Source organism: Caballeronia pedi (assembly GCF_001544915.2).
GTDB classification, from domain to species: domain Bacteria; phylum Pseudomonadota; class Gammaproteobacteria; order Burkholderiales; family Burkholderiaceae; genus Caballeronia; species Caballeronia pedi.
Genome location: NZ_FCOE02000040.1, coordinates 1 through 21,202, shown reverse-complemented (window position 1 = coordinate 21,202; position 21,202 = coordinate 1). Strand labels below are relative to the sequence as shown.

Sequence of the window (21,202 nt, the reverse complement as noted above, 5' to 3'; positions counted from 1 at the left end):
CAACCGAAAGACTCAACCGAATTGCGTTCGGAGACAACCATGCAATCCACGACTCCCAAGCTTGCGGCGCGCCGCTGGTGGGCGATCATGCCGATCGTTTTCATCACGTACAGCCTCGCGTATCTCGACCGCGCCAACTACGGCTTTGCCGCGGCCGCGGGCATCAATCACGATCTCGGCATCGGCAAGGGGCTGTCGTCGCTGATCGGCGCGCTGTTCTTCCTCGGCTACTTCTTCTTCCAGATTCCGGGCGCGATCTATGCCGAGCGCCGCAGCGTGAAGAAGCTCGTGTTCTGGAGCCTGATCCTGTGGGGCGGATGCGCGACGCTCACGGGCATGGTGAGCAACATTCCGTCGCTGATGGCGATCCGCTTCGTGCTCGGCGTCGTCGAGGCCGCGGTGATGCCGGCGATGCTCGTCTTCATCGCGAACTGGTTCACGAAATCCGAGCGATCGCGCGCGAACACGTTCCTGATTCTCGGCAATCCGGTGACGGTGCTGTGGATGTCGGTCGTGTCGGGCTATCTGGTGAATTCGTTCGGCTGGCGCCACATGTTCATTGCGGAAGGGTTGCCGGCGGTCGTGTGGGCGGTGATCTGGTGGTTCATCGTGAAGGACAAGCCGGCGCAGGTGAAGTGGCTGACGGACCAGGAGAAGAACGATCTCGATGCGACCCTGCGCGCCGAACAGGCCGCGATCAAGCCGGTGAAGAACTATCGCGAGGCGTTCAAGTCGCCGGCGGTGATCAAGCTGTGCGCGCAGTATTTCTGCTGGAGCATCGGCGTGTATGGTTTCGTGCTGTGGCTGCCGTCGATTCTGAAGAACGGTTCGACGCTCGGAATGGTCGAGACGGGCTGGCTGTCGGCGGTGCCGTATCTCGCCGCCACCATCGCGATGCTGCTGGCGTCGTGGGCGTCGGACAAGCTGCAGGCGCGCAAGGCATTCGTATGGCCGTTTCTGCTGATCGGCGCGGTGGCGTTCGCGGGATCGTATCTGCTCGGCTCGACCAACTTCTGGGCTTCCTATACGCTGCTCGTCATTGCGGGGGCGGCGATGTATGCGCCGTATGGGCCGTTCTTTGCGATCGTGCCGGAGCTTTTGCCGAAGAACGTCGCGGGTGGAGCGATGGCGCTCATCAACAGCATGGGGGCGTTGGGGTCGTTCGTCGGGTCGTATTTCGTTGGCTATCTGAATGGGGCGACGGGGTCGCCGTCGGCCTCTTACGTGTTCATGAGCGTGGCTTTGTTGCTTGCTGTGTGGCTTACTTTGGCGGTTCGGCCGCAGGCTGCGGTGGGGGCTGGCGTGGTCGTGAGGTCTTGATTTTTTTCGCCGGATCCCGTTAGGGTGTTGGTTTGTTAGCGTTGCCCCTGTGCTGATAGACCAACACGAACTCAGGATTCCACAGAAGCCCAAGCAAACCAAAATGACCCACAAAATCGTAGCCTACAAGATGTTACCCCCCGACGTGGAAGCATACCTGCGCGAGCATGCAGAAGTACTGAACGTCGATCCAAGAGATGAAGCAACCTTCATCGAAGCACTGAAGGAAGCCAACGGAGCCATCGGCGCGAGCATAAGAATCACCCCCGCCATGATCGAAGGCGCAAAAAACCTGAAAGCCCTCTCGACGATCTCAGTCGGCTTCGACCAGTTCGACGTAGAAGACCTCACGCGCCGCGGCATCATCCTGACCCACACTCCCGATGTCCTCACCGAATCCACCGCCGACACTGTCTTCGCACTGATCCTCGCCAGCGCGCGCCGCGTCGTCGAACTTGCCGAATGGGTGAAGCAAGGCAACTGGAACGCGAGCATCGGCGAGGCGCAATTTGGCGTCGACGTGCAAGGCAAGACGCTCGGCATCGTCGGGCTGGGGCGCATCGGCGGGGCGGTCGCGCGCCGTGCGGCGCTCGGCTTTCGCATGAACGTGCTCTACACGAACCGCAGTCCGAACGAGCAGGCGGAAAAAGAATACGGCGCGAAGCGCGTCGAACTGGATGAACTCCTCGCGCAATCCGACTTCGTGTGCCTGCAAGTGCCGCTGACGCCCGAAACGCACGGCCTCATCGGCGCGAATGAGCTGAAGAAGATGAAGCGAAGCGCGATCCTGATCAACGCATCGCGCGGACCGACCGTCGATGAAGCCGCGCTCATCGAAGCGCTGAAGAACGGCACGATTCGCGGCGCCGGCCTCGACGTGTTCGAACAGGAACCGCTGCCCGCCGATTCGCCGCTGCTCGCGATGAACAACGTCGTCGCGCTGCCGCACATCGGCTCGGCCACGCACGAAACGCGTCACGCAATGGCGCGCAACGCCGCGGAAAATCTCGTCGGCGCACTGGACGGCACGCTCACGCAAAACATCGTCAATCGCGAAGTCCTGAAGCGCTGAAAACGCGGGGTCGTGCGGGCATGCGCTAACATGCGCGATGCGAGGAGAACGATAATGACAGCATCGCGCGGCGCTTTTCTGCGCAACGCGAACCCACGACCACTATGTCCGACGATCCCACACTGACGAACCGCCCGGCCACGTTCGGCGCGCGCCGCGCAACCATCACCGATGTCGCGCGCGAAGCCGGCACCGGCAAGACGAGCATCTCGCGCTATCTGAACGGCGAGATGAGCGTGCTCTCGCCCGACCTGCGCGAGCGCATCGAAGCGGCCATCGCCAAGCTCGACTATCGGCCGAATCAGATGGCGCGCGGCCTCAAGCGCGGCCGCAACCGCCTGATCGGCATGCTGCTCGCCGATCTCACGAATCCGTATTCCGTCGAAGTGCTGCAAGGCGTCGAAGCCGCGTGCCACGCGCTCGGCTACATGCCGCTCATCTGCCACGCGGCCAACGAGATCGACATGGAGCGGCGCTACCTGCAACTGCTGACGACGTATCGCGTCGAAGGCGTGATCGTCAACGCGCTCGGTGTGAAGGAAGAACTGCTGCAAGGCTTCGCGCAAGGCGGCATTCCGGTCGTGCTGGTGGATCGTTCGGTCGAAGGCTTCATCACCGATATGGTCGGGCTCGATAACCCCGCCGCCGTACAACTCGCCACGCGTCATCTCGTCGCCGAAGGCTTCGACGAGCTGCTTTTCATCGTTCAGCCCGTCACGCACGTCAGTTCGCGGCGCCTGCGCGAGGCCGCGTTTCGCGAGACCGTCGCGGCGCTCGACGCCAGGGGCTCGACGCTCGTGATCGATCTCGCCGATGCTGCAAGCGCGCTCGCCGAACTCGATACGCGCGTCGCGGCCGCGAAAGCGAAGGGCCGGCGCGTCGCGCTTTTCGCGGCGAACGGGCCGGTCGCGCTGCGCGTCGCGGTGCATCTGAAGGAACGTCATGGCGTGGACTGGCAGGCGAGCGTCGCGCTGATGTCGATCGACGATTCGGAATGGGCGCAACTCGCCGGCATGACGACGGTGCGCCAGCCGACCTACGATATCGGCCGGCGCGCGGTCGAATTTCTCCACGAACGGCTCGGTGGCGCAGCGATGCCCGCGCGCGAATGCCTGCTGCCGGGCGAACTCGTCGTGCGCGCCTCCACGACACGCGCGACTCAACCCGCATCACAAGGAATCTGAATGGTCAGTGTTTCGACGTTGCTGAGCCTCGCGCTCGCGACGCTCATCATCGCAGCGATGCCCATCGTGCTGTACAAGAAGCTGCGCCCGCGTTTTTCCATCGTGCCGCGCGAGGCGATTCTCGGCATCGCGGTATTCGCGCTCTTCGCGATGGTCATCGAACGCGCGCTGCACGGCTTCATGCTGAGCAATCCGCTCACGTCGGCGTGGCTCATGAATCCCGCGGTGTTCGTCATCTATGGCGCGCTCGCGGCCGGTCTGTGCGAAGAGGTCGGTCGTTTTCTGGCGATGAAATGGCTCATCTCGCGTGAGCCGGGCGCGCTCGATCGTCATGGGCCCGCGCTTGGCTACGGCATCGGGCACGGCGGCGCGGAAGCGTGGATCGTCGGCGTGCTCGTGCAGGTGCAATGGATCGTCTATGCGGTGCTCGCCAATCGCGGCACGCTCGACGCGCACTTCGAAAGCGCGCCGCTCGAAGCGCTCGCGCGCATTCATCTGGTGTTGATGAGTCTGTCGCCCGTGTCGGCGGGCATCTTTCTCGTCGAGCGTGCCAGCGCGTTCGTGCTGCAGATCGGCTTTTCCGCGCTGATGTGGCAGATGCTGCGCGAGCGTTCACGGCATGCGCTCGCGTTTCTCGTCGCCGCGCATGCGCTCGTCGGCTTGCCCGCCGCGCTCTTTCAGGCGCGGCTCGTGCCGCTCATCGCCGCGGATGCCGTGTATCTCGTGCTCGGCATGATCGTCGCGGTGGCGCTCGTGCGCTACTATCGGCGTGCTGCCGCACAGGGCGCGTGAAGCGCATCAATCGAATATCGACATCGAATGGACGACTATCAATACGACTGCCCGAGCGCGGACATCGACATGCTCGCGCGCGTGATCAGCGATCTCTTTCCCGAGCAGACGCAGTTCGCCGAGCGACGCGACGACGCGGGCCGCACGTCGCTCGCGATTCACTACGTGGCGATGCGCTTCGGTTCGACCGCGCGGCGCATCACCATCGACGTGCGCTTCGAACCTGCGGCGCTCGCGCGTTATCGGGCGCTGCCGCCGCGCCTGCATGCGCGCAGTTACGCGGTGCTGCGCGCGTATGTGGAAGCGACGCTCGGCTCGCTCGAAGAGGCGTACGCGAACGGCGAGACCGTGCCGCGCGAAGTGGACATCGAAATGGGCGAAGACTTCGCCTGATGCTTCTTCAGGCGTCGCGGTAGACCTTCGCGAAGCGCGCGGCCTTCACGACGCCGTAATCGCCCGGCGCATATTGCATGACCCAGTCGCCCGCGTCGCCGGTGAGGATGTCGCCGGCCGCGGATCGCGCGATGGAGAACGGCGCGTGCATCTCCTTCGCGAGCACGACGCTCGGCCGGTTGCGATACGTGCCTGCTTCGCCGTGCGCGATGCCGCCTTCGGGCACGTACTTCGCATCGAAGCGTTCGCGCGACACGACCCAGCGCTCGCCGCCGCTGCCGGTGACGATCGCATCGCCGCGCGCGTAGCGGTTCGGGCCTTCGAGGCTCATCAACTCGCCCGCAACGGCGGCGAATTCGACGGCGACGGCTTCGTCCTTCACGACGCGGCGCGTGGCGGGATCGGTGGACAGATCGAGCTGGGACAGAGGGAGCATGGTGCGATCCGGTATGGCAGTGACGGTGCGGGATCGTAACGGCATTCGCGCCATTTTGCACCCGGCGGACGAAAAAAAGCCCGCATCGCGCGATGCGGGCTGTTCGGCCCTGCGCTCGTTCAGGGCTTCGTCGTCGAAGCGGCCTCCGCACCTGCCGCATGCGGGCGGCGATGCGCGCGATTCTGGCGCGACTTGCCATGCTCGTCGCGGAAGCTCGTATCGGCCAGCTTCTTCTGCTCGGGCGAAAGGCTCGCGTAAAGCGGTTCGAACGCTTCGACGAGGCGCTTCGTGCCGTCTGCGTTGGCTTGCGTGATCTGCTCGTATTGCTTCATGTCGTCGAGCGCGGACATGGTCTTGCGCTGCGCGATGCGCTGGCGGTACAGATCGGCCATCGTGCGGCCGTTGTCGCGCATCACGTCGGCGAACTTCGACCACTGGTCTTCCTGCTGCGGCGTGATCTTGAGGCTCGAATGCAGTTCCGCGATACGCTCCTCGACGCGCGCCTCGCGCTTGCTGGCGGCCGGTGCGGATGCCGTGGGCTGCACGGCCGGCGCCGATGCCGCCACGGGCGCCGACGATTGCGCGAATACCGGGCTCAATGCGCAGAATGCGGCCAATGCAACGAGTGTTCTTTTCATTCGGGTTACCTTCGATCGATATGGAAAGCGGCGTGCTTCGTAAGCTGCATGAAAAGGCAGCGCGACAGACACGCCATCGGCGGATATTAGTATCACGATTGCATGCGGATTCGGCCGCATTGCCACAACTGCTTACATTCGATACGTCTCTGGAAAATTACGCAGTGGATACCTTGTTGAGCATGCGGGTCTTCGTCGCCATCGTGGAGGCGGGCAGCCTGAGCGCCGCCGCCGAGCGTTTTTCCATCTCCGCGCCGATGGCCGGCAAGCATCTTCAGGCGCTGGAAGCGCGGGTCGACGCGCGGCTCATGGTGCGCACGACGCGCCGTCAAAGCCTGACCGAGATCGGCCGCGAATACTACGCGCGCTGCCGCCGCATTCTCGCGGAGGTCGATGCGGCCGATTCTCTCGCCGAGTCCATGAGCGCGACGCCGCGCGGCGTATTGCGCGTGACCGTGCCGCTCACGTATGGCGTGCAGTTCGTCACACCCGCCGTGACTGAGTTTCTCGCGGCGTTCGCGCAGATCACGGTCGAACTCGATCTTACGAATCGCATGGTCGACATCGTGGAGGAAGGCTTCGATGCGGCCGTGCGTATCGGCACGCTCGCCGATTCGAGCTTCGTCGCGCGCCCGCTCAAGCCGTATGCGATGACCGTCTGTGGATCGCCCGCGTATCTCGCGCGCGTGGGCACGCCCGCGACGCCCGCCGATCTCGCGCGCCACGAGTGCCTCGGCTTCGTGCACCAGGGCCGCGAGGCGGGCTGGCGGCTCGAAGGCGAGGATGAGGCGATGCACGCGCGCCGCACGCAGTCGTCGCGCTTTCGAACGAACAACGGCCAGGCGCTCAGAAAGGCCGCGCTCGCGGGTTTCGGTCTCGTGCTTCAGCCGCATGCGCTGGTCGAGGACGAACTGAAGAGCGGCGCGCTCGTCGCCGTGCTGGAAGACTTCCTGCCGAAGCCTTCGCCCGTGCATCTGGTCTATCCACGCGATACGCGCGCGACGCCCAAGCTCGCGAGCTTCGTCGATTTCATGGTGGTGAAACTCGGCGTGTGATGGCCATCGATCGGCGTTCGATTCGCGCCGTCGTCTCGGCCATAATGCAAAACACAAAGCACCGGATGCCCGATGGCATTCAAAACGCATAACGCAAAACACAAAATGCCAAGGACGACGCACTCATGAGACCGCCGCGCCTCGATCAGCTCGACGACATCGATCGCAATCTGGTCGCGCTCCTGCAGATGGACGCGCGGGAGAGCGTCGCGAATCTTGCGCGGCAACTGGGCGTCGCGCGCACGACGGTGATCGCGCGCATCGCCCGGCTGGAAAAGAACAACGTGATCGCGGGCTACGGCGTGCGGCTCGGGCAGGACGTGCTCGATGCGAGCATTCAGGCGTATGTCGGCATCAAGCTCACGCCGAAGTACGGTCGCGATCTGCAAAAACGCTTCGCGCGCATGCCGGAGATTCAGTTGCTCTGCGCGGTGAGCGGCGAGTTCGATTACGTCGCCTGGCTGCGCGCCGATTCCCCCGACCGTCTGAACGATCTGCTCGACCAGATCGGCGCGCTGGAAGGTGTCGAGCGCACCACGACGTCGATCATCCTCGCGCGCAAGATCGACCGCGTCGGGTAGTCGAACGATACGAATCGTCGAATCATCTCGTCATAATGACGAAAAACCTCGTCGAAGCGCATCATTTTGCGTCTGTGATCAATATTCGCCCGCTCCTAAACTGTGTGAAGAAGCGCATTGGCCAAACTCGCCAAACTCACACACCAAGGAGATGAATATGAAAGTGGCCCTCGTCGGCGCCGGACTGATCGGTCAGAGCATTGCCCATTTGCTGCGTGAAACGGGGGACTTCGAAGTCGTCGCGTTCGATCGCGACGAGCACGCGCTCGCGCTGCTCGATGCGCAGGGCATCCCGACACGCCGCGTCGATTCCGCCGATACGCCCGCGTTGCGCCAGGCGCTGATCGGCTTCGATGCGCTCGTCAACGCGCTGCCTTATTACCTCGCGATCAACGTCGCATCAGCGGCTAAAGCGGCGGGCGTCCACTATTTCGACCTGACCGAAGACGTGCGCGCGACGCACGCGATCCGCGCCATCGCCGACGATTCCGAGCTCGCGTTCATGCCGCAATGCGGTCTCGCGCCGGGCTTCATCGGCATCGTCGCGCACGATCTGGCGAAGCGCCTCGACGACGTGCGCGAAGTGAAGATGCGCGTCGGCGCGCTGCCCGAATTTCCGACCAACGCGCTGAAGTACAACCTCACATGGAGTATCGACGGCCTCATCAACGAGTATTGCCAGCCGTGCGAGGCGATCCGCGAAGGCCGCACGCAGTGGGTGCAACCGCTCGAAGGCGTCGAGCATTTTTCGCTCGACGGCATCGAGTATGAAGCGTTCAACACGTCGGGCGGCCTCGGCACCTTGTGCGAGACGCTCGCGGGCAAGGTCGAGACGCTCGATTACAAGTCGGTGCGCTATCCCGGCCATCGCGACCTGATGAAGTTCCTGCTCGACGATCTGCGCATGTCCACCGACCGCGACGGCCTCAAGACGATGCTCAAGCGCGCGGTGCCGGCGACGGCGCAGGATGTCGTATTGATCTTCGTCACGGTGACGGGCATGCGCCGCGGGCAACTCGTGCAGGACGTGTTCACGCGCAAGATTTTCGCGAAGGACGTATGCGGCGTGCCGATGAGCGCGATCCAGATCACGACCGCGGGCGCGATCTGCGCCGAGCTCGATCTCTTCCGCGAAGGCGTGCTGCCGCAAAGCGGCTTCGTGCGTCAGGAGCAGGTGCCGCTCGAAGCGTTCCTCGACAACCGTTTCGGCAAGCTGTACGAAGGCGCGAACGCGGTGGCGACGGCGCGGCGACTGGCCGCGGCTTAACGGATCAGGCGCGCGAGCAGCGCCTCGCGCGCGTCGTCGTCGGCTTCGGTATTGTCGAACATGACGAGCGTCTGCGCGAGCGCCGCGTCCGGCACGAAAAGCCGCTGACGATATTCCTCCCAATGCGCGAGCTTGTACGCATCGTTCGGATCGCCGCGCGCGACGATGCGCTCGCGCGCCACATCCTCATCCACATGCACCCAGACGACGCGAACGGCCACATCCTCGCCGATGCCGAGCAATGCGCGATCGAACAGCCGTGAAGCGCGCACTTCACGCGTGAGCGGCGCGACCACGGCGACGCTCACGCCGAGCGCGAGATTTTCGGCGGCGGTATCGATGAGACAGCGATATTCCGGATCGCGGAAATGTGCGATGAAAAGCGGGCTGTCGCGATCGTGCGGATTGCCCGTGAGCGCGCCAATTGCCGCCGCGCTATACGCGCCGTAGAGCGTGTCTTTGTCGAGCAGGCAGAAAGGCTCGCCCGTCGCCTGCATGAGCGGCGCGAACAGGCGTTTGGCGAGCGTCGTCTTGCCGGTGCCTGCATGGCCGCAGAAGAAAATCAGATGCTTCACGCCTGATGGACCTCGATAAAAGATCATGCGTCTTTGCGCGCTCGCTGATAGCGGTTCATGAGCGGCGTCGCGGTGATGCCGTGCACGATGACCGAAGCCGCGATCGTCGCGACGACGAGCGGCACGAGCGGTGCGGCTACATCATGCGGCGCATGTTCCAGCGCGTACAGCAGATAGTAGAACGAGCCGACGCCGCGTATGCCGAACCAGCTCATCAGCCGTCTTTGCGGCCCCGCCGCGTCCGAGCCGATGAGCGATGCCTCGACCGCCGCGGGCCGCAGCACGAAAAACAGCGCGACGATCAGCGCGCCTGCCTGCCAGGTGAAGAGGTCGCGCCACATCGTCGCGAGCACGGCGCCGACGATCAGCATGATCGCCACTTCGGCGATGCGCTCCAGCTCGATCGTGAAGCCGTGCACGCGCTCGGCCATGAACGCGTGCGCGCGCGCGGGATCGGCTGCAGCGGCGCCGACATCGTCCGCATCGATCTTGCCGACCGTTTCGCGCGCGGACTTGCCGCCGCTGGTTTTCTGCTCGACACGACGCATCGCGAGGCCAGCCGCGAACACCGCGAGAAAGGCGTACGTGTGCAGCAACTCCGCAACACCATAAGACAGCGCGATCAGCCCGAGCGCATAAAAGCCCTCCGGCCCCAGCGCTTCGCCGTGACGCGTGCGCAGATACGCGACGAGCCGCACCGACAGCGCGCCCAGCAGCCAGCCGCTCGCCAGCGCGCCCGCGATGCCCCACACGGCGAGCAACGCAAAGTTCCAGTGCAGCGCCTCGCCCGGCGTCGTCTCGAACCGGCATATCGCGATGCCCAGCAGCGCGAAGGGCAGCGCGATGCCGTCGTTCAGGCCGCCTTCGCCGGTCAGCGAAAAGCGCAGCAGGTCGATGTCGCCGGGCGCTTCCACCTGCACGTCGTGCGCGAGGACGGGATCGGTCGGCGCGAGCATCGCGGCGAGCAGCAACGCGGGACCCCAACTCAGCCCGAGCGCATAAACGGAGAAAAGTGTGAGCGCGGCGACGGTGAGCATCATCGCGACGAGCCCGAGGCGGACAGGCAGAAACCAGAGGCGATCGGTGGGCGGCACGCGCAATCGCAGGCCGATTGCGAACAGCGACACCAGCATCGCGACTTCGGTGATGCGCCGCAGGACCGTCGCATCGGCAGTGAGATCGAGCGTCAGCAGATTGGCCGCGTCGGGGCCCATCGCGAAGCCGATCGCGAGATAGCACATCGCGGTGCTGATCGGCAGGCGCTTGAATGTCGAACTGGCGAGGCCCATGAAAATGAGCACGCCGCCGACGACGAGAAACCAGATCGTCTCGATCATGAATGCCTTTTTGCTTCGTGTGCCGTAGATCGACAGCACGAGCCATGCCCGTGCCCGATGGACGTGCGTCGGGCAGGGCCTCTGACCGCGCGTCGGCATGCGCGTAAGATGCAATTCGGTTGCGGCGTCTTCATTCGTCATCCGCTTCATTCGCACGGCCGGTTGCGTCGGCGGCGCATACGGCCGGGGGAGAACCAGCATGTCACAGCATTTCGATGCGGTGGTCATCGGCACGGGGCAGGGCGGCTCGCCGCTTGCCGTGCGGCTCGCGCAAAGCGGCAGGCGCACGGCGGTGATCGAGCGGCATCTGTTCGGCGGCACTTGCGTGAACGTCGGCTGCACGCCGACCAAGACGTATGTCGCGAGCGCGCGGGCTGCGCACGTTGCGCGCACGGCGGCGCAATACGGCGTGATGATTGGCGGCGATATCACCATCGACATGGCGCGCGTGAAGGCGCGCAAGGACGAGGTGATCGGCGGCTCGCGCACGGGTATCGAGAAGTGGCTGCGCGGCACGGATAACCTCACGGTGTTCAAGGGACATGGACGTTTCATCGGGCCGCATGCGCTTTCGATCGAAGCGGGCGATGGCTCGACACAGGACATCGATGCCGATCTCGTGTTCATCAACACGGGCACGCGCGCGGTGGTGCCGGAGATCGACGGCCTCGCGCGCGTGCCGTATCTGACCAATTCGACGATCCTGGAACTGACCGAAGTGCCGGAGCATCTGGTGATTGTCGGGGCGAGCTATATCGCGCTCGAATTCGGGCAGATGTTCAGGCGCTTCGGCAGTCGCGTGACCTTGCTCGTGCGGGGCGATCGCATTCTGACGCGCGAGGACGAGGACGTCGCGCGCGCGATGCAGGATGTGTTCGTGCGCGAGGGCATCGAGTTCCACTTCGGGGCGCAGATAGAACGCGTGGAGCCGTCGGCGGGGGGCGTGCGCATATCGAGCGGCGATGACAGGATCGACGCATCGCATCTGCTGTTCGCGACGGGCCGCACGCCGAACACCGATGATCTGGGTCTGGAGCGTGCGGGCATCGCGGTGAACAGGCACGGCATGATCGATGTGGACGGGCAGTTGCGCACTCGCGTTGAAGGCGTCTATGCGCTCGGCGATGTGAACGGGCGCGGTGCGTTCACGCATACATCGTGGAACGATTACGAGATCATCGCTTCGAATTTGCTCGATGGGGAATCGCGCAGCGCCGATACGCGCATCATGGCTTATGCGGTGTTCGTCGATCCGCCGTTTGCGCGGGTGGGCATGAGCGAGGAAGAGGTGCGCAAGGATGGACGCGATGCGCTCATCGCCACGATGCCGATGACGCGCGTGGGGCGCGCACGCGAGCGCGGCGAGACGGATGGCTTTATGAAGGCGCTCGTCGATGCGCGAACGAAGCGGTTTTTAGGGGCGGCGATTTATGGCATCGAAGGGGATGAGGTGATTCATACTTTCATCGATATCATGAATGCGGATGCGCCGTTTTCTACGCTGCAGCGGGCTATGCATATTCATCCCACGGTGAGCGAGTTGATTCCGACTTTATTGGAGGGGTTGGGGCCCTTGGAATGAGTTTGTTGTTGTCTTTCGCCGGTCCCGTTTTCGTGTTGGTTTATTAGCGTTGCCCCTGTGCGGGGCGGCAGTCACTTTCTTTGCTGCTGCAAAGAAAGTAACCAAAGAAACAGCTTGTCCCAGCCGGAACGCTTCATACCGGCCGCGGCACAGGCGCACATTTAGGGCACAGCAGTAGCGAGTGCCCTCGTAGGCCTAACCGGGCTTGGACCGCGCACGGTCTGAAACGCTAGGACGTTTAGCGCGCTGGTTCAGCACGAAAGAGTTCCGGCACAGCGCTACGCGCTGCCGTAGGGTACGCAAGGGAAACCGACGAGAAAAGAGAAACGCAGAAACACACGCAGACCCGATGTACCCATCGGCCGCGAAGCGGGCCGGAGCTATTTTGTGCTGAACCAGTTTGTTCTGTGGTGCGATGTGGCAGACCGTGCGCGGTCCACGCCCGAGGTGGCCTATGAGGGGCACTCACTACCGCTGTGCCCTAGCCGCTCGCCTGTGCCGCGGCCGGTGTGAAGCGTTCCGGATGGGGAAAGCTGCTTTCTTTGGTTACTTTCTTTGCAGCAGCAAAGAAAGTGACTGCCGCCCCGCACAGGGGCAACGCTAATAGACCAACACGAAAACAGGATTCTACGTAACCCTAATCAAACCAGAATTCCAGGAAATTTCAAGCCTCCACCGGCGGCTTGGCCGGTTCCTCCTTCACCCCATGCGCCCCCCGCGTCTCCGGCATCGCAAGCCACACCATCAACACCGCAAGCGCTCCCGCCCCGGCGAGGCCGAAAAAGCTCATCGCAGTGCCAAAGCGGTCCGCGGCAAAGCCCGCCGCCGCTGTGGAAAGCGTAGCCCCCACCCCCGCAGCAAGTCCAAAAAACCCGATCGTCAGGTTGTAATGCCCACGGCCGCCGGCGACATCCGCCGCGATGAGCGGCAGCATCACACCGAACACCGCCGCGCTGATGCCATCGAGCATCTGCACCGGCACGAGCAGATACGGGCTGCTCACGCCCGCAAAAAGAATCGCGCGTACCGGCAGCGCACAAAAACCAAGGATCAGCACCGGCCTGCGCCCCCACTTCTGCGCCTGCCGCCCGACCCACGGTGACATCGCTGCAACGATGAACTGCGGCACGATGATGCACGCCGCAATCACGAGTTGAACGTTGTCGCCCATGTGCGCAGTCACTTCGCCCGCGGCGAGATTGAGCATCGCCGCATTCGAAAGGTGGAAGAGCACCACGCACGCCGCAAAGATCAGCAGCCGTCTGTCCTTCAGCAACTCGCGCAAGGATTCGCGCTCTTCACCCTCGGGCGTCAACTTCGACTTGCCCGGTGACTGTCGCGGCACGACGGGCGGCATGTCGTAATGAATCATGCGCAGCGCGACGATCGCCGGCAACGCGAGCGCGGCCGTCAGGAAGAACACCGAACGCAGCGACAGATACTCGCCGAACGCGCCCATCAGCGCCGCTGTCAGCGCGCTGCCGATCGACGCCCAGCGCGCGTTGCGGCCGAGCCGGTCGCCGAGATCCGCGCGTGAGACGAGGGCGAGCGAGATGGCCGCCATCGCGGGGACGAGCATGCAGCTCGCGAAGCCGTGCAGCACTTCGGCGGCGAACACCGGGACGAAGGTCGGGCTCGCGGCGAGCAACAGCGCGCTCACGATGATCGCGATGATCGCGGAGAGCGCGGCGAACTTCTTGTTGCGCATCGCATCGACGAGCGCGCCTGCCGGCAACTGGCTCGCCATCGCGCTGATCGTGCCGACGGAAAGCATCAGGCCGATCTCGCCCTGCGTCCACTTGTTGGCCGCGAGGTACGAAGCAATGAAAGGGCCGAAGCCGGTCTGCACGTTGGCGACGAAGAAGTTCAGCCAGTCGAGCGCGCGCAGACTGCGTGCAATTACCATGTTGTGAATCGGTTCTCGATCTCGTTATCCGTTATCTGGCCGGGCGGGCACCCGAAGCCGGCGCTTGCGCCGACACGGAGCCGGAAGTCGTCGCGCTCGCCGTGGCCGATCCAGCCGGCGCCGATGCGGCGCTCGCGGTCGAAGCCGGCGCGGGGGGCGGCACGATCGGCGACACGATCTTGATCGGCTGCTCGGGCGCGTAAGTGGGCGCGGCCTTGAGTTGCGCGTCGTTGAAATCCATCTGAAGTTGCCATTGTTTGTTGCGCGACAGCACGTGCAGGTCGCCCCAGTTCGCGGCCACGTGCCGCTTGTCGCCCGCGAGCGAACTGGATAGATCGAGCACGAGCGCCTGCGGCTGAGCCTGCGAATCGACGAGCACATCCACCACCCGCCCGATGCGCGCGCCACTCTTTTGCGTCACCGTCGAATCGACGAGTTGCAGGAGGCTCGCCGGCGCCTCGGCGACGGGCTGCGGCTTCGGCGCCGGTTCGGCCGGCTTGCCCTTCGCGGCCGGCGCGGGCGGCACGAAGGTGATCGGCGCGGTCTTCGAATTCGGCGTGAAGCGGAAGGCCGACCACGGAAAATTCACCTTGCGGTCGCCGACGCCCAGGAAGCCAGACAAATTCACCATCAGGAGCTTGGGCTTCGCGGCGGCATCGACGTACATGTCCACCGCGCGGCCGACGACCTTGCCGTCGGCGCGCTGCACCTCGGCGTCGAGCAGGCCGTGGAGCTGCTCGTGCTGCATGATGCGCGTCGAGATGATCTGCGGCGGAGGCGGCGGTTCCGGCGGCTCGGGCGCCGGGACGACGGCAGGCTCCGGCGGTTTGGGCCTGACGACGCGGCGCTTCGGCTTCGGCGCGGGGGCGGGCTTCACGGCGGACGCCGGTTCCGGCGCCTGCACGGCGGGCAAAGGCTCTTCGGGCTCGCCGGAGCCGGTCTCGTCGGGCGCCGGGATGTAGGAATGCTCGACGATCGGCGCGGGCGTCTGCTGAGGTATGAGTCCGCAAGCGGAGAGCGCGAACGCGGCGGCGATCGAAAGGCTCGTGGTCAGACGCAGCGCGCGCAACGCGCGTCCGATCGCGATGATCAGCGCTGCCGTACGCAGAATCAGGCGTGCGGCGGCATCGACACTGTCACTCCGATGCGAGAAACCGCCTGTCATCGCAAAAGCTCCATGGTTCCGGGTCACCTGCTTGTCTGGTTCGTTATTGGATCGGTGCGGGTCAGAACGCTTCGACGCACATGCGGCGTCGTTCGTTCAGCGGATTGCATCATGCATGCAAAGAACATCGCGTACGGAAGACGGCTTCAAGCGTTCGCAAGTCGCGCGGCCGTGTCGGGCGCGCCCATCTTCTCGGCGGCGTCGCGCGCGGAAAATCCGCCGGCGTCGCGCGCATCGGGCTTCGCGCCGCGCGCGATCAGCAACTCGACGATCGCCACGCGATTGAACATCGCCGCGATCATCAACGCAGTGCGGCCATCGGGCGACGCGCCTTCGACATCCGCGCCGTGATCCAGCAGCGTTTCGATCACATCCGTGAAACCCTTGAACGCGGCGCCCGCGATCGGCGTCTGGCCATTGTCGTTGCGCAGGTTCGGGTCCGCCTCATGACCGAGCAGCACGCGCACGGCTTCGGCGTGGCCGTGATAGCTCGCGAGCATCACGAGGCTGTCGCCCTTGTCGTTGCGCAGGTTGGGCGGCACGCCCTTGCTTAGAAGGGCATCGAGCATTGCGGCGTCGCCACGGCGCGCGACATCGAACACTTCGCTCGCGAACGCGATCATGTCGTCGTCGGGGCCATCGTTCGATTGCGTTGCCGGGTTGCGGTTCGGGTCGTGCTGCATGATTCACTCCGTTTCGATCGCACCGCGTGCGCGGTTCTCGGTTCGTCGGGATGCACTCGGCGCGCCCGGTGTCATGTCGCGCTGGCATTCTGAATGCGTTTCCAATGTATTCAAACTGGCATTCGGTATGCAATGCGCATGCATGCAAAATGCAAGGGCAGACGCGGGATCAACCGGGAGCATACACAGGTTTGCTCGTGCGCCACGCTTTCCGCGCGGCGATGCAGCAGGAATCGCGCCAACCCGACGAGCTTTTGGGTTCGGGCGAACGTGGAGCTTGACGCTTCGTCGCGTGGACCATTAGGCTCGATGCGACTTTCGCTCCCTCTGCGCGCACGCGCTCGAACGCACATGAATCCAGCTTCATCCGGTTCCGACGACACCCCGAATCCCGATGTTTCCGTGCGCCGCCGCGCGCCCGCCGCCGAGCGCAATCGCGATGCGATTCTATCGGTCCTCGCGCGCGTCCTGCCGTCGAGCGGCATCGTGCTGGAGATCGCGAGCGGCACCGGGCAGCACGCCGCGCACTGTGCGGCGGCGCTGCCGGGCATCGTATGGCAGCCGAGCGATCCCGACGCGAACGCACGCACTTCCATTGCCGCATGGCGCGCTCATGCGGGTCTCGCGAACCTGAACGCGCCGCTCGCGCTGGACGTGCTCGATGACGACTGGGGCATCGCGAACGTGGCGGCCATCGTGTGCATCAACATGATTCACATCGCGCCGTGGGAAGCCGCCGAGGCGCTCTTTCGCGGCGCGGGCACGCGCCTGAGCGCGGGGGGCGTACTGTACCTGTATGGCCCCTATCGGCGCAACGGTGCGCACACCGCGCCGAGCAACGAAGCCTTCGATCAGCAGTTGCGCGCGAACGATCCGCGCTGGGGCGTGCGCGACATGGAGGCAGTCGAGACGCTGGGCGAGAAGGCCGGCTTCACGCTCGTGGAGACGGTCGCGATGCCGGCCAATAACTTCAGCGTGGTGTTCGAGAAGCGCGCATAGCTAAGCTTCACTCGGACGCGCCGCGAACATCCCGCGCCAGGGCACCGTCGCCATCAGCGAGGCCGCGACGATCATCCCGCCGCCGATCCAGCCCGCCATCGACACATGCTCGCCGAGCCACACGCTCGCGAAGAGCGCGCCGAACGCGGGCTCGCTGCCCATCAACAGAGAGACGCGCGTCGGACTGCTGCGGCCGATCGCGTAGTTCTGCGCGAAGAAGGCGAACAGCGTGCACGCGCATACGAGATACAGCACCGAGCCCCAGAACATGCCGTGACCGGCGAGCGCGGGCAACGGCTGCCATTGCGACGGCGCGAAGATCAACGCGATCGCCGCGCTTCCCGAAGCGACGACGCCCGCCTGCACCGCCGTCACGGTGAGCGCGGGAAGGGGCGCCGCGCGCAGCACGCGCTTGGTCACGCAGACCGACAGCGCGCGCAGCACGGCAGCGGCGAGGATGAGGCCATCGCCGAGATTGAAGTCGAAGGACAGCGCGCCGTCGCTCGCGAGCAGCCACGCACCCGCGCACGACACGCCGACCGCGAGCCACTCCGCCGCGGCGGGACGCCGCCGAAGCAGCGCCCATTCGACGAGCGGCGTCAACACGACGCACAGGCTGATCAGAAACGCGGCGTTCGCGGCGCGCGTGTGCAGCACGCCGAAAGTCTCGGCGAGAAAAATCGACAGCAGCAGAAGGCCGAGGACGAGCACGCCGCGCAGCGTCGCGGCGCTCGCCTGCCGCAGATGCCGCAAGTGCACGGCAAGCAGACAGAACGTGATGCCGAAGCGCAGCGCGAGCAGCGCCAGCACGGGATAAAACACCAGCGCGTTCTTGACGATGCCGTAGCTGCTGCCCCACACCATCGCAACGGCGAACAGCAGCAGATCGGATAGCGGAAGCAGGCGTCGGGCGGGTGGATCGATGGTCATGCGGCGGCTCCGATGAGGGGAGCGATCATTGTCCAATGATGCAGTCGAGGCGATAATCGGGTTCCGATGCATAGCTTTCTTGTCGCGAACGCACAAATGAACTCAGCCGATCTCTTCGATCTGATGCCCGACATGGCGGTGTTCGCGCGCGTTGTCGACGCGGGCAATTTCTCGGTCGCGGCACGGCAACTGGGCATCACGCCATCGACCGTCAGCCGTCAGATCAAGCGTCTCGAAGAGGCGCTCGCCACGCGCCTGCTCGAACGCTCGACGCGCAAGGTCCGCGTGACCGAATCGGGCTATCACGTCTACCGGCATTGCCGCGACATGGCGGCGGCCGCATCCGGCGCGGTCGATGCCGCGGGTCAGTTATCGGGCAAGCCGCAGGGGCGCGTCGCGCTATCGGCGCCGACGGCTTACGCGAAATCCGTGATTCATCCGCTCGTGGCGGGGTTTCTCGCCGCTTATCCGGATGTCGATCTGCAACTCGTTTTCACCGATCACGACATCGATCCGCTCGCGAGCGACATCGATCTCGTGATCCGCGCGACGAGTCATCCGCCGCAAGGACTCGCCGCGCGGCAACTGGGGCGCGTGCGCTGGCTGCTGTGCGCATCGGCGGGTTATGTGCGCGAGCGCGGCGCGCCGGCGCATCCACGCGAACTTGCCGGTCACGATTGCATCCATCTCGGTGAAACCGCCGACGACCACCGCTGGCGCTTCACGAAGAGCGGCGAGACGGTGACGATCGCAGTGCGCGGGCGCTATATCGCCAATCACGCGGGCGCGCGGCTGGAAGCGGCCGAAGCCGGCCTCGGCATCGCGGCGCTGCCGGAATTTGCCGCCCGCGACGCGCTCGCCGTGGGCCGGGTGCAAACCGTGCTCGCCGATTGGGAAATGCAGGCGCGCGCGTATCAGGGTCCGGTGTGGCTGCTCTATCCGCCCAACCGTTTTCTGCCGCCGAAGGTGCGCGCGCTGATCGATCATCTGCATGCGCATCTCGGCGAGCCGGCGTAAAGCCCGCGCGCGCCGAAACGATCGGCGCCGTGTAGACTGCGAATGGTCGTTCATTGCTCCGCAGGTGATCGCGGCGCTCCATCCGATCTCCTTTTCACCGGAGGCGTTGTACATGCACGCAGCGTTGCCCCAGGGCGAGCAGGAAGCCGGTTCCATCGATACACCGACGCGCCCGCCGCGCGATCTGCGCCGTGTCGACATTCACCCCGATCATTGGTATCCGCTTGCGTGGTCGCGCGAGGTGAAGGCCGGCCGTGCGCACGGCGTGCGCTTCGCGGGCGACCCGATCGTGCTCGTGCGCACCGCATCGGGCAAGGTGTTCGCGCTCGAGGACCGCTGCGCGCATCGGCAGGTGCCGTTGTCGGCGGGCGTCGTCGACGGTGAATCGATCCGCTGCTGCTATCACGGCTGGACCTACGACTGCACCGGCCGCTGCACCGACGTTCCCTATCTCGGCCGCGAGCGTTTGCCCAACGGCGTGCGGGCGTATCCGTGCCGCGAGGCGGGCGGACTGGTGTTCGTGTTCCCGGGCGATCCGTCACTCGCCGAAGCCGCGAAATTCCCCGACCTCGTCTCCGCCACCGATCGCGCATACAAGACGCGCCGTTTTGGGCGCGCGGTGAATTGCCACTATTCCTTCATGCACGAGAACCTGATGGACATGAACCATCAGTTCCTGCATCGCCGGCAGATGGGCAGCATGCGCGCGCGCTCGCTCGGCAGACGGCGCGGCGAGGACTGGATCGAAGTCGACTACACCTTCGCGCGCGAGGCGGGCAAGCAGCCGATCGGCGAGGCGCTCGTGTTCGGACAGAAGCGCGGCGCGAAACCCGCCGACGGCCAGAAGGACGTGATGACGGTGCGCACCGAATACCCGTATCAGACGCTCAAGATCCGCACCAAGGACGACACCATGGTCATGGACCTGTGGATCGCCTATGTGCCGCTCGACGCCGAGCAGCGCACGAACCGCACCTTCGGCCTGCTGTCGATCCGCCGCCCGAAGGTGCCGGTCCTGCTCGACGCCGCCTGGCCGTTGCTCGTATGGTTTACCGAGCGCATCTTCAAGGAGGATCGCTGGATCGTCGAACGCGAGCAGGAAGCGCATGACCGGCAGGGCGCGGATCACAATCACGAGGTCTTTCCGGTCATCAACGAATTGCGCGCGCTGCTGATGGAACGCGGCGTGCCGCATGGCGCCGGCAGGAGCATGGGCGACACGCGCCGGGTCCATTTCATCCAGCAAGTGCAGGATCTGCCCGCTTCCTGACGCGCGCGACGGTGCGACGATAACCCTCTTCGAACCCGATTGCGCCGTTCGCGCGGTGGCGCTATACAGAAAGCAGACCACTACGGAGGACCATCATCATGAACAGCGATCCGACCAAACCGCGCGACGACGCCCCGGAGATCGGAGAAGCGCATCCCGAAGTCGAGCAGTTCGATGCGGCCATTTCGCACGTCGACGAATCCTACGCGGCGGGCAAGATGGCGGCGGGCGCGGCCAAGGGCATCCTCTACAGCATCATCGAAACGCTCGGCACGCTCGTCGGCGATCCGGATCTGCCTTCACACGCGCGCTCAGGCTACGAAGGGCTGCTCGAAACCGCGCGCGAGTTGCGGGCGAAGATCGAGCACTGACGGTTTTGCACGGGCGCATCGCAGGGTAGCTTGCAGGATTCTTTCGACGCGCCGGCGACGCCGGCCGTCTTTCTGGCGCCGAAACTTCCTCGGCGCCGTCTCTCTGGTCCGTTCGGACCGGTCTCTTTTCGAACCCCAATAAACGTCTGAGCGTCTTGCGGCGCAAGGTTCGTCACGGCCTTGTACAGCGGGCCGGACGGCGAACGTGCGCTCTTTGGAGGCTGTCCGGAACGCTCCGATCGACGCCATGTTTCCGTCAGCTTTCTGTCAGTTTGGTGCCGGATTGCCCAATATCTGCGTGCCGGAAAATACTGGTTAACCAGACAGTGAAAAAAAACGACACAAACGCGCGTGTTTCTTTCGCATTCTGTCTGTAAGCCATACACTTGCCTCCGATAAAAGTTACGAGTTGAAACATATCAACGCCGTTACGGCGGCACCGGTTCCAGACTCGCACGGAAGTATCTGCCCAACGCTTGAGGAGAAAAAATGAAGGGTTTCACGATGACCAAGTGCGCACTCGTCGCAGCCACGGCGTTCGCAGCCGCTGCGCCGGCATTCGCGCAAAGCAGCGTCACGCTGTACGGTATCGTCGACGATTCGATCGTCTATCAAAGCAGCCAGACGAA

21 protein-coding genes and 1 pseudogene are annotated in these 21,202 nt (G+C 64.6%); 14 read left to right on the top strand and 8 right to left on the bottom strand.

The features are described from left to right. Positions 1 to 39: 39 nt before the first annotated feature. From AWB80_RS34940 to AWB80_RS34920, 5 genes are all read left to right on the top strand, one after another. Entirely contained in the window at positions 40 to 1,320 is a 1,281-nt protein-coding gene (locus AWB80_RS34940) for an MFS transporter (RefSeq protein ID WP_061179213.1), read from the top strand. A 103-nt stretch (positions 1,321 to 1,423) separates the two neighbouring features. Next, positions 1,424 to 2,392, top strand: a complete 969-nt coding sequence (locus AWB80_RS34935; protein WP_061179212.1) for a 2-hydroxyacid dehydrogenase — start codon at positions 1,424 to 1,426, stop codon at positions 2,390 to 2,392. Between the two features lie 104 nt (positions 2,393 to 2,496). After that, positions 2,497 to 3,576, top strand: a complete 1,080-nt coding sequence (locus AWB80_RS34930) for a LacI family DNA-binding transcriptional regulator (protein WP_061179211.1) — start codon at positions 2,497 to 2,499, stop codon at positions 3,574 to 3,576. Then, positions 3,577 to 4,368: a YhfC family intramembrane metalloprotease gene (locus AWB80_RS34925; protein WP_061179210.1), complete on the top strand. Its 792-nt coding sequence runs from the start codon at positions 3,577 to 3,579 to the stop codon at positions 4,366 to 4,368. A 27-nt stretch (positions 4,369 to 4,395) separates the two neighbouring features. Continuing rightward, positions 4,396 to 4,761: a DUF3022 domain-containing protein gene (locus tag AWB80_RS34920; protein WP_061179209.1), complete on the top strand. Its 366-nt coding sequence runs from the start codon at positions 4,396 to 4,398 to the stop codon at positions 4,759 to 4,761. A gap of 7 nt (positions 4,762 to 4,768) precedes the next feature. On the opposite strand, the gene AWB80_RS34915 is transcribed toward AWB80_RS34920, so the two are convergent. Next, positions 4,769 to 5,197 (bottom strand): PGDYG domain-containing protein, encoded by a 429-nt coding sequence (locus tag AWB80_RS34915; protein ID WP_061179208.1) that lies wholly within the window; start codon positions 5,195 to 5,197, stop codon positions 4,769 to 4,771. 119 nt (positions 5,198 to 5,316) lie between these two features. After that, positions 5,317 to 5,835: a Spy/CpxP family protein refolding chaperone gene (locus tag AWB80_RS34910; RefSeq protein WP_061179207.1), complete on the bottom strand. Its 519-nt coding sequence runs from the start codon at positions 5,833 to 5,835 to the stop codon at positions 5,317 to 5,319. A 164-nt stretch (positions 5,836 to 5,999) separates the two neighbouring features. Between AWB80_RS34910 and AWB80_RS34905 the strand changes: the two genes are divergently transcribed. The 3 genes from AWB80_RS34905 to AWB80_RS34895 all read left to right on the top strand — a co-directional run bounded on the left by AWB80_RS34905 (position 6,000) and on the right by AWB80_RS34895 (position 8,738). Beyond that, entirely contained in the window at positions 6,000 to 6,890 is an 891-nt protein-coding gene (locus AWB80_RS34905; protein WP_061179206.1) for a LysR family transcriptional regulator, read from the top strand. 125 nt (positions 6,891 to 7,015) lie between these two features. Beyond that, on the top strand, positions 7,016 to 7,471 hold the full coding sequence (locus tag AWB80_RS34900; protein WP_061179205.1) for an Lrp/AsnC family transcriptional regulator: 456 nt from the start codon (positions 7,016 to 7,018) through the stop codon (positions 7,469 to 7,471). 157 nt (positions 7,472 to 7,628) lie between these two features. Further along, positions 7,629 to 8,738: a saccharopine dehydrogenase family protein gene (locus AWB80_RS34895; protein ID WP_061179258.1), complete on the top strand. Its 1,110-nt coding sequence runs from the start codon at positions 7,629 to 7,631 to the stop codon at positions 8,736 to 8,738. On the opposite strand, the gene AWB80_RS34890 is transcribed toward AWB80_RS34895, so the two are convergent. Then, entirely contained in the window at positions 8,735 to 9,340 is a 606-nt protein-coding gene (locus AWB80_RS34890; protein WP_425266914.1) for a P-loop nucleotide/nucleoside kinase family protein, read from the bottom strand. The genes AWB80_RS34895 and AWB80_RS34890 overlap by 4 nt on opposite strands. Next, complete coding sequence (locus AWB80_RS34885) at positions 9,337 to 10,650, bottom strand: cation:proton antiporter (RefSeq protein ID WP_061179257.1); 1,314 nt, start codon at positions 10,648 to 10,650, stop codon at positions 9,337 to 9,339. The genes AWB80_RS34890 and AWB80_RS34885 overlap by 4 nt, the downstream gene beginning before the upstream one ends. A gap of 199 nt (positions 10,651 to 10,849) precedes the next feature. Here AWB80_RS34885 and AWB80_RS34880 point away from each other — a divergent pair, with 199 nt between their 5' ends. Then, on the top strand, positions 10,850 to 12,232 hold the full coding sequence (locus AWB80_RS34880; RefSeq protein WP_061179203.1) for an FAD-containing oxidoreductase: 1,383 nt from the start codon (positions 10,850 to 10,852) through the stop codon (positions 12,230 to 12,232). A gap of 664 nt (positions 12,233 to 12,896) precedes the next feature. Here the strand turns inward: AWB80_RS34880 and AWB80_RS34875 are convergent. The 3 genes from AWB80_RS34875 to AWB80_RS34865 all read right to left on the bottom strand — a co-directional run bounded on the left by AWB80_RS34875 (position 12,897) and on the right by AWB80_RS34865 (position 15,986). After that, positions 12,897 to 14,138, bottom strand: coding sequence for an MFS transporter (locus AWB80_RS34875; protein ID WP_061179202.1), 1,242 nt, complete (start codon positions 14,136 to 14,138; stop codon positions 12,897 to 12,899). Positions 14,139 to 14,169: 31 nt separating this feature from the next. Next, complete coding sequence (locus AWB80_RS34870; RefSeq protein ID WP_087131829.1) at positions 14,170 to 15,303, bottom strand: PRC-barrel domain-containing protein; 1,134 nt, start codon at positions 15,301 to 15,303, stop codon at positions 14,170 to 14,172. A 146-nt stretch (positions 15,304 to 15,449) separates the two neighbouring features. After that, positions 15,450 to 15,986, bottom strand: coding sequence for an ankyrin repeat domain-containing protein (locus tag AWB80_RS34865; RefSeq protein WP_061179201.1), 537 nt, complete (start codon positions 15,984 to 15,986; stop codon positions 15,450 to 15,452). Between the two features lie 351 nt (positions 15,987 to 16,337). On the opposite strand from AWB80_RS34865, the gene AWB80_RS34855 reads away from it, so the two are divergent. Continuing rightward, positions 16,338 to 16,985: a DUF938 domain-containing protein gene (locus AWB80_RS34855; protein ID WP_061179199.1), complete on the top strand. Its 648-nt coding sequence runs from the start codon at positions 16,338 to 16,340 to the stop codon at positions 16,983 to 16,985. Here the strand turns inward: AWB80_RS34855 and AWB80_RS34850 are convergent, their stop codons facing one another. Continuing rightward, entirely contained in the window at positions 16,986 to 17,915 is a 930-nt protein-coding gene (locus tag AWB80_RS34850) for a DMT family transporter (protein ID WP_061179198.1), read from the bottom strand. It lies immediately after the preceding gene. 96 nt (positions 17,916 to 18,011) lie between these two features. On the opposite strand from AWB80_RS34850, the gene AWB80_RS34845 reads away from it, so the two are divergent. From AWB80_RS34845 to AWB80_RS45100, 4 genes and pseudogenes are all read left to right on the top strand, one after another. Then, complete coding sequence (locus AWB80_RS34845) at positions 18,012 to 18,932, top strand: LysR family transcriptional regulator (protein ID WP_061179255.1); 921 nt, start codon at positions 18,012 to 18,014, stop codon at positions 18,930 to 18,932. A gap of 112 nt (positions 18,933 to 19,044) precedes the next feature. Continuing rightward, entirely contained in the window at positions 19,045 to 20,202 is a 1,158-nt protein-coding gene (locus AWB80_RS34840; RefSeq protein WP_061179254.1) for an aromatic ring-hydroxylating oxygenase subunit alpha, read from the top strand. Positions 20,203 to 20,300: 98 nt separating this feature from the next. Then, on the top strand, positions 20,301 to 20,573 hold the full coding sequence (locus AWB80_RS34835) for a hypothetical protein (RefSeq protein ID WP_061152250.1): 273 nt from the start codon (positions 20,301 to 20,303) through the stop codon (positions 20,571 to 20,573). A gap of 489 nt (positions 20,574 to 21,062) precedes the next feature. Next, positions 21,063 to 21,202 (top strand): annotated as a pseudogene (locus tag AWB80_RS45100) (porin); the annotation flags it as partial.

What these genes read in the sequence shown, in the direction of transcription:
- AWB80_RS34940 (WP_061179213.1), top strand. Translation starts at nt 40, where the DNA reads ATGCAATCCACGACTCCCAAGCTTGCGGCGCGCCGCTGGTGGGCGATC.
- AWB80_RS34935 (WP_061179212.1), top strand. Translation starts at nt 1,424, where the DNA reads ATGACCCACAAAATCGTAGCCTACAAGATGTTACCCCCCGACGTGGAA.
- AWB80_RS34930 (WP_061179211.1), top strand. Translation starts at nt 2,497, where the DNA reads ATGTCCGACGATCCCACACTGACGAACCGCCCGGCCACGTTCGGCGCG.
- AWB80_RS34925 (WP_061179210.1), top strand. Translation starts at nt 3,577, where the DNA reads ATGGTCAGTGTTTCGACGTTGCTGAGCCTCGCGCTCGCGACGCTCATC.
- AWB80_RS34920 (WP_061179209.1), top strand. Translation starts at nt 4,396, where the DNA reads ATGGACGACTATCAATACGACTGCCCGAGCGCGGACATCGACATGCTC.
- AWB80_RS34915 (WP_061179208.1), bottom strand. Translation starts at nt 5,197, where the DNA reads ATGCTCCCTCTGTCCCAGCTCGATCTGTCCACCGATCCCGCCACGCGC.
- AWB80_RS34910 (WP_061179207.1), bottom strand. Translation starts at nt 5,835, where the DNA reads ATGAAAAGAACACTCGTTGCATTGGCCGCATTCTGCGCATTGAGCCCG.
- AWB80_RS34900 (WP_061179205.1), top strand. Translation starts at nt 7,016, where the DNA reads ATGAGACCGCCGCGCCTCGATCAGCTCGACGACATCGATCGCAATCTG.
- AWB80_RS34895 (WP_061179258.1), top strand. Translation starts at nt 7,629, where the DNA reads ATGAAAGTGGCCCTCGTCGGCGCCGGACTGATCGGTCAGAGCATTGCC.
- AWB80_RS34890 (WP_425266914.1), bottom strand. Translation starts at nt 9,340, where the DNA reads ATGATCTTTTATCGAGGTCCATCAGGCGTGAAGCATCTGATTTTCTTC.
- AWB80_RS34885 (WP_061179257.1), bottom strand. Translation starts at nt 10,650, where the DNA reads ATGATCGAGACGATCTGGTTTCTCGTCGTCGGCGGCGTGCTCATTTTC.
- AWB80_RS34880 (WP_061179203.1), top strand. Translation starts at nt 10,850, where the DNA reads ATGTCACAGCATTTCGATGCGGTGGTCATCGGCACGGGGCAGGGCGGC.
- AWB80_RS34875 (WP_061179202.1), bottom strand. Translation starts at nt 14,138, where the DNA reads ATGGTAATTGCACGCAGTCTGCGCGCGCTCGACTGGCTGAACTTCTTC.
- AWB80_RS34870 (WP_087131829.1), bottom strand. Translation starts at nt 15,303, where the DNA reads ATGACAGGCGGTTTCTCGCATCGGAGTGACAGTGTCGATGCCGCCGCA.
- AWB80_RS34865 (WP_061179201.1), bottom strand. Translation starts at nt 15,986, where the DNA reads ATGCAGCACGACCCGAACCGCAACCCGGCAACGCAATCGAACGATGGC.
- AWB80_RS34855 (WP_061179199.1), top strand. Translation starts at nt 16,338, where the DNA reads ATGAATCCAGCTTCATCCGGTTCCGACGACACCCCGAATCCCGATGTT.
- AWB80_RS34850 (WP_061179198.1), bottom strand. Translation starts at nt 17,915, where the DNA reads ATGACCATCGATCCACCCGCCCGACGCCTGCTTCCGCTATCCGATCTG.
- AWB80_RS34845 (WP_061179255.1), top strand. Translation starts at nt 18,012, where the DNA reads ATGAACTCAGCCGATCTCTTCGATCTGATGCCCGACATGGCGGTGTTC.
- AWB80_RS34840 (WP_061179254.1), top strand. Translation starts at nt 19,045, where the DNA reads ATGCACGCAGCGTTGCCCCAGGGCGAGCAGGAAGCCGGTTCCATCGAT.
- AWB80_RS34835 (WP_061152250.1), top strand. Translation starts at nt 20,301, where the DNA reads ATGAACAGCGATCCGACCAAACCGCGCGACGACGCCCCGGAGATCGGA.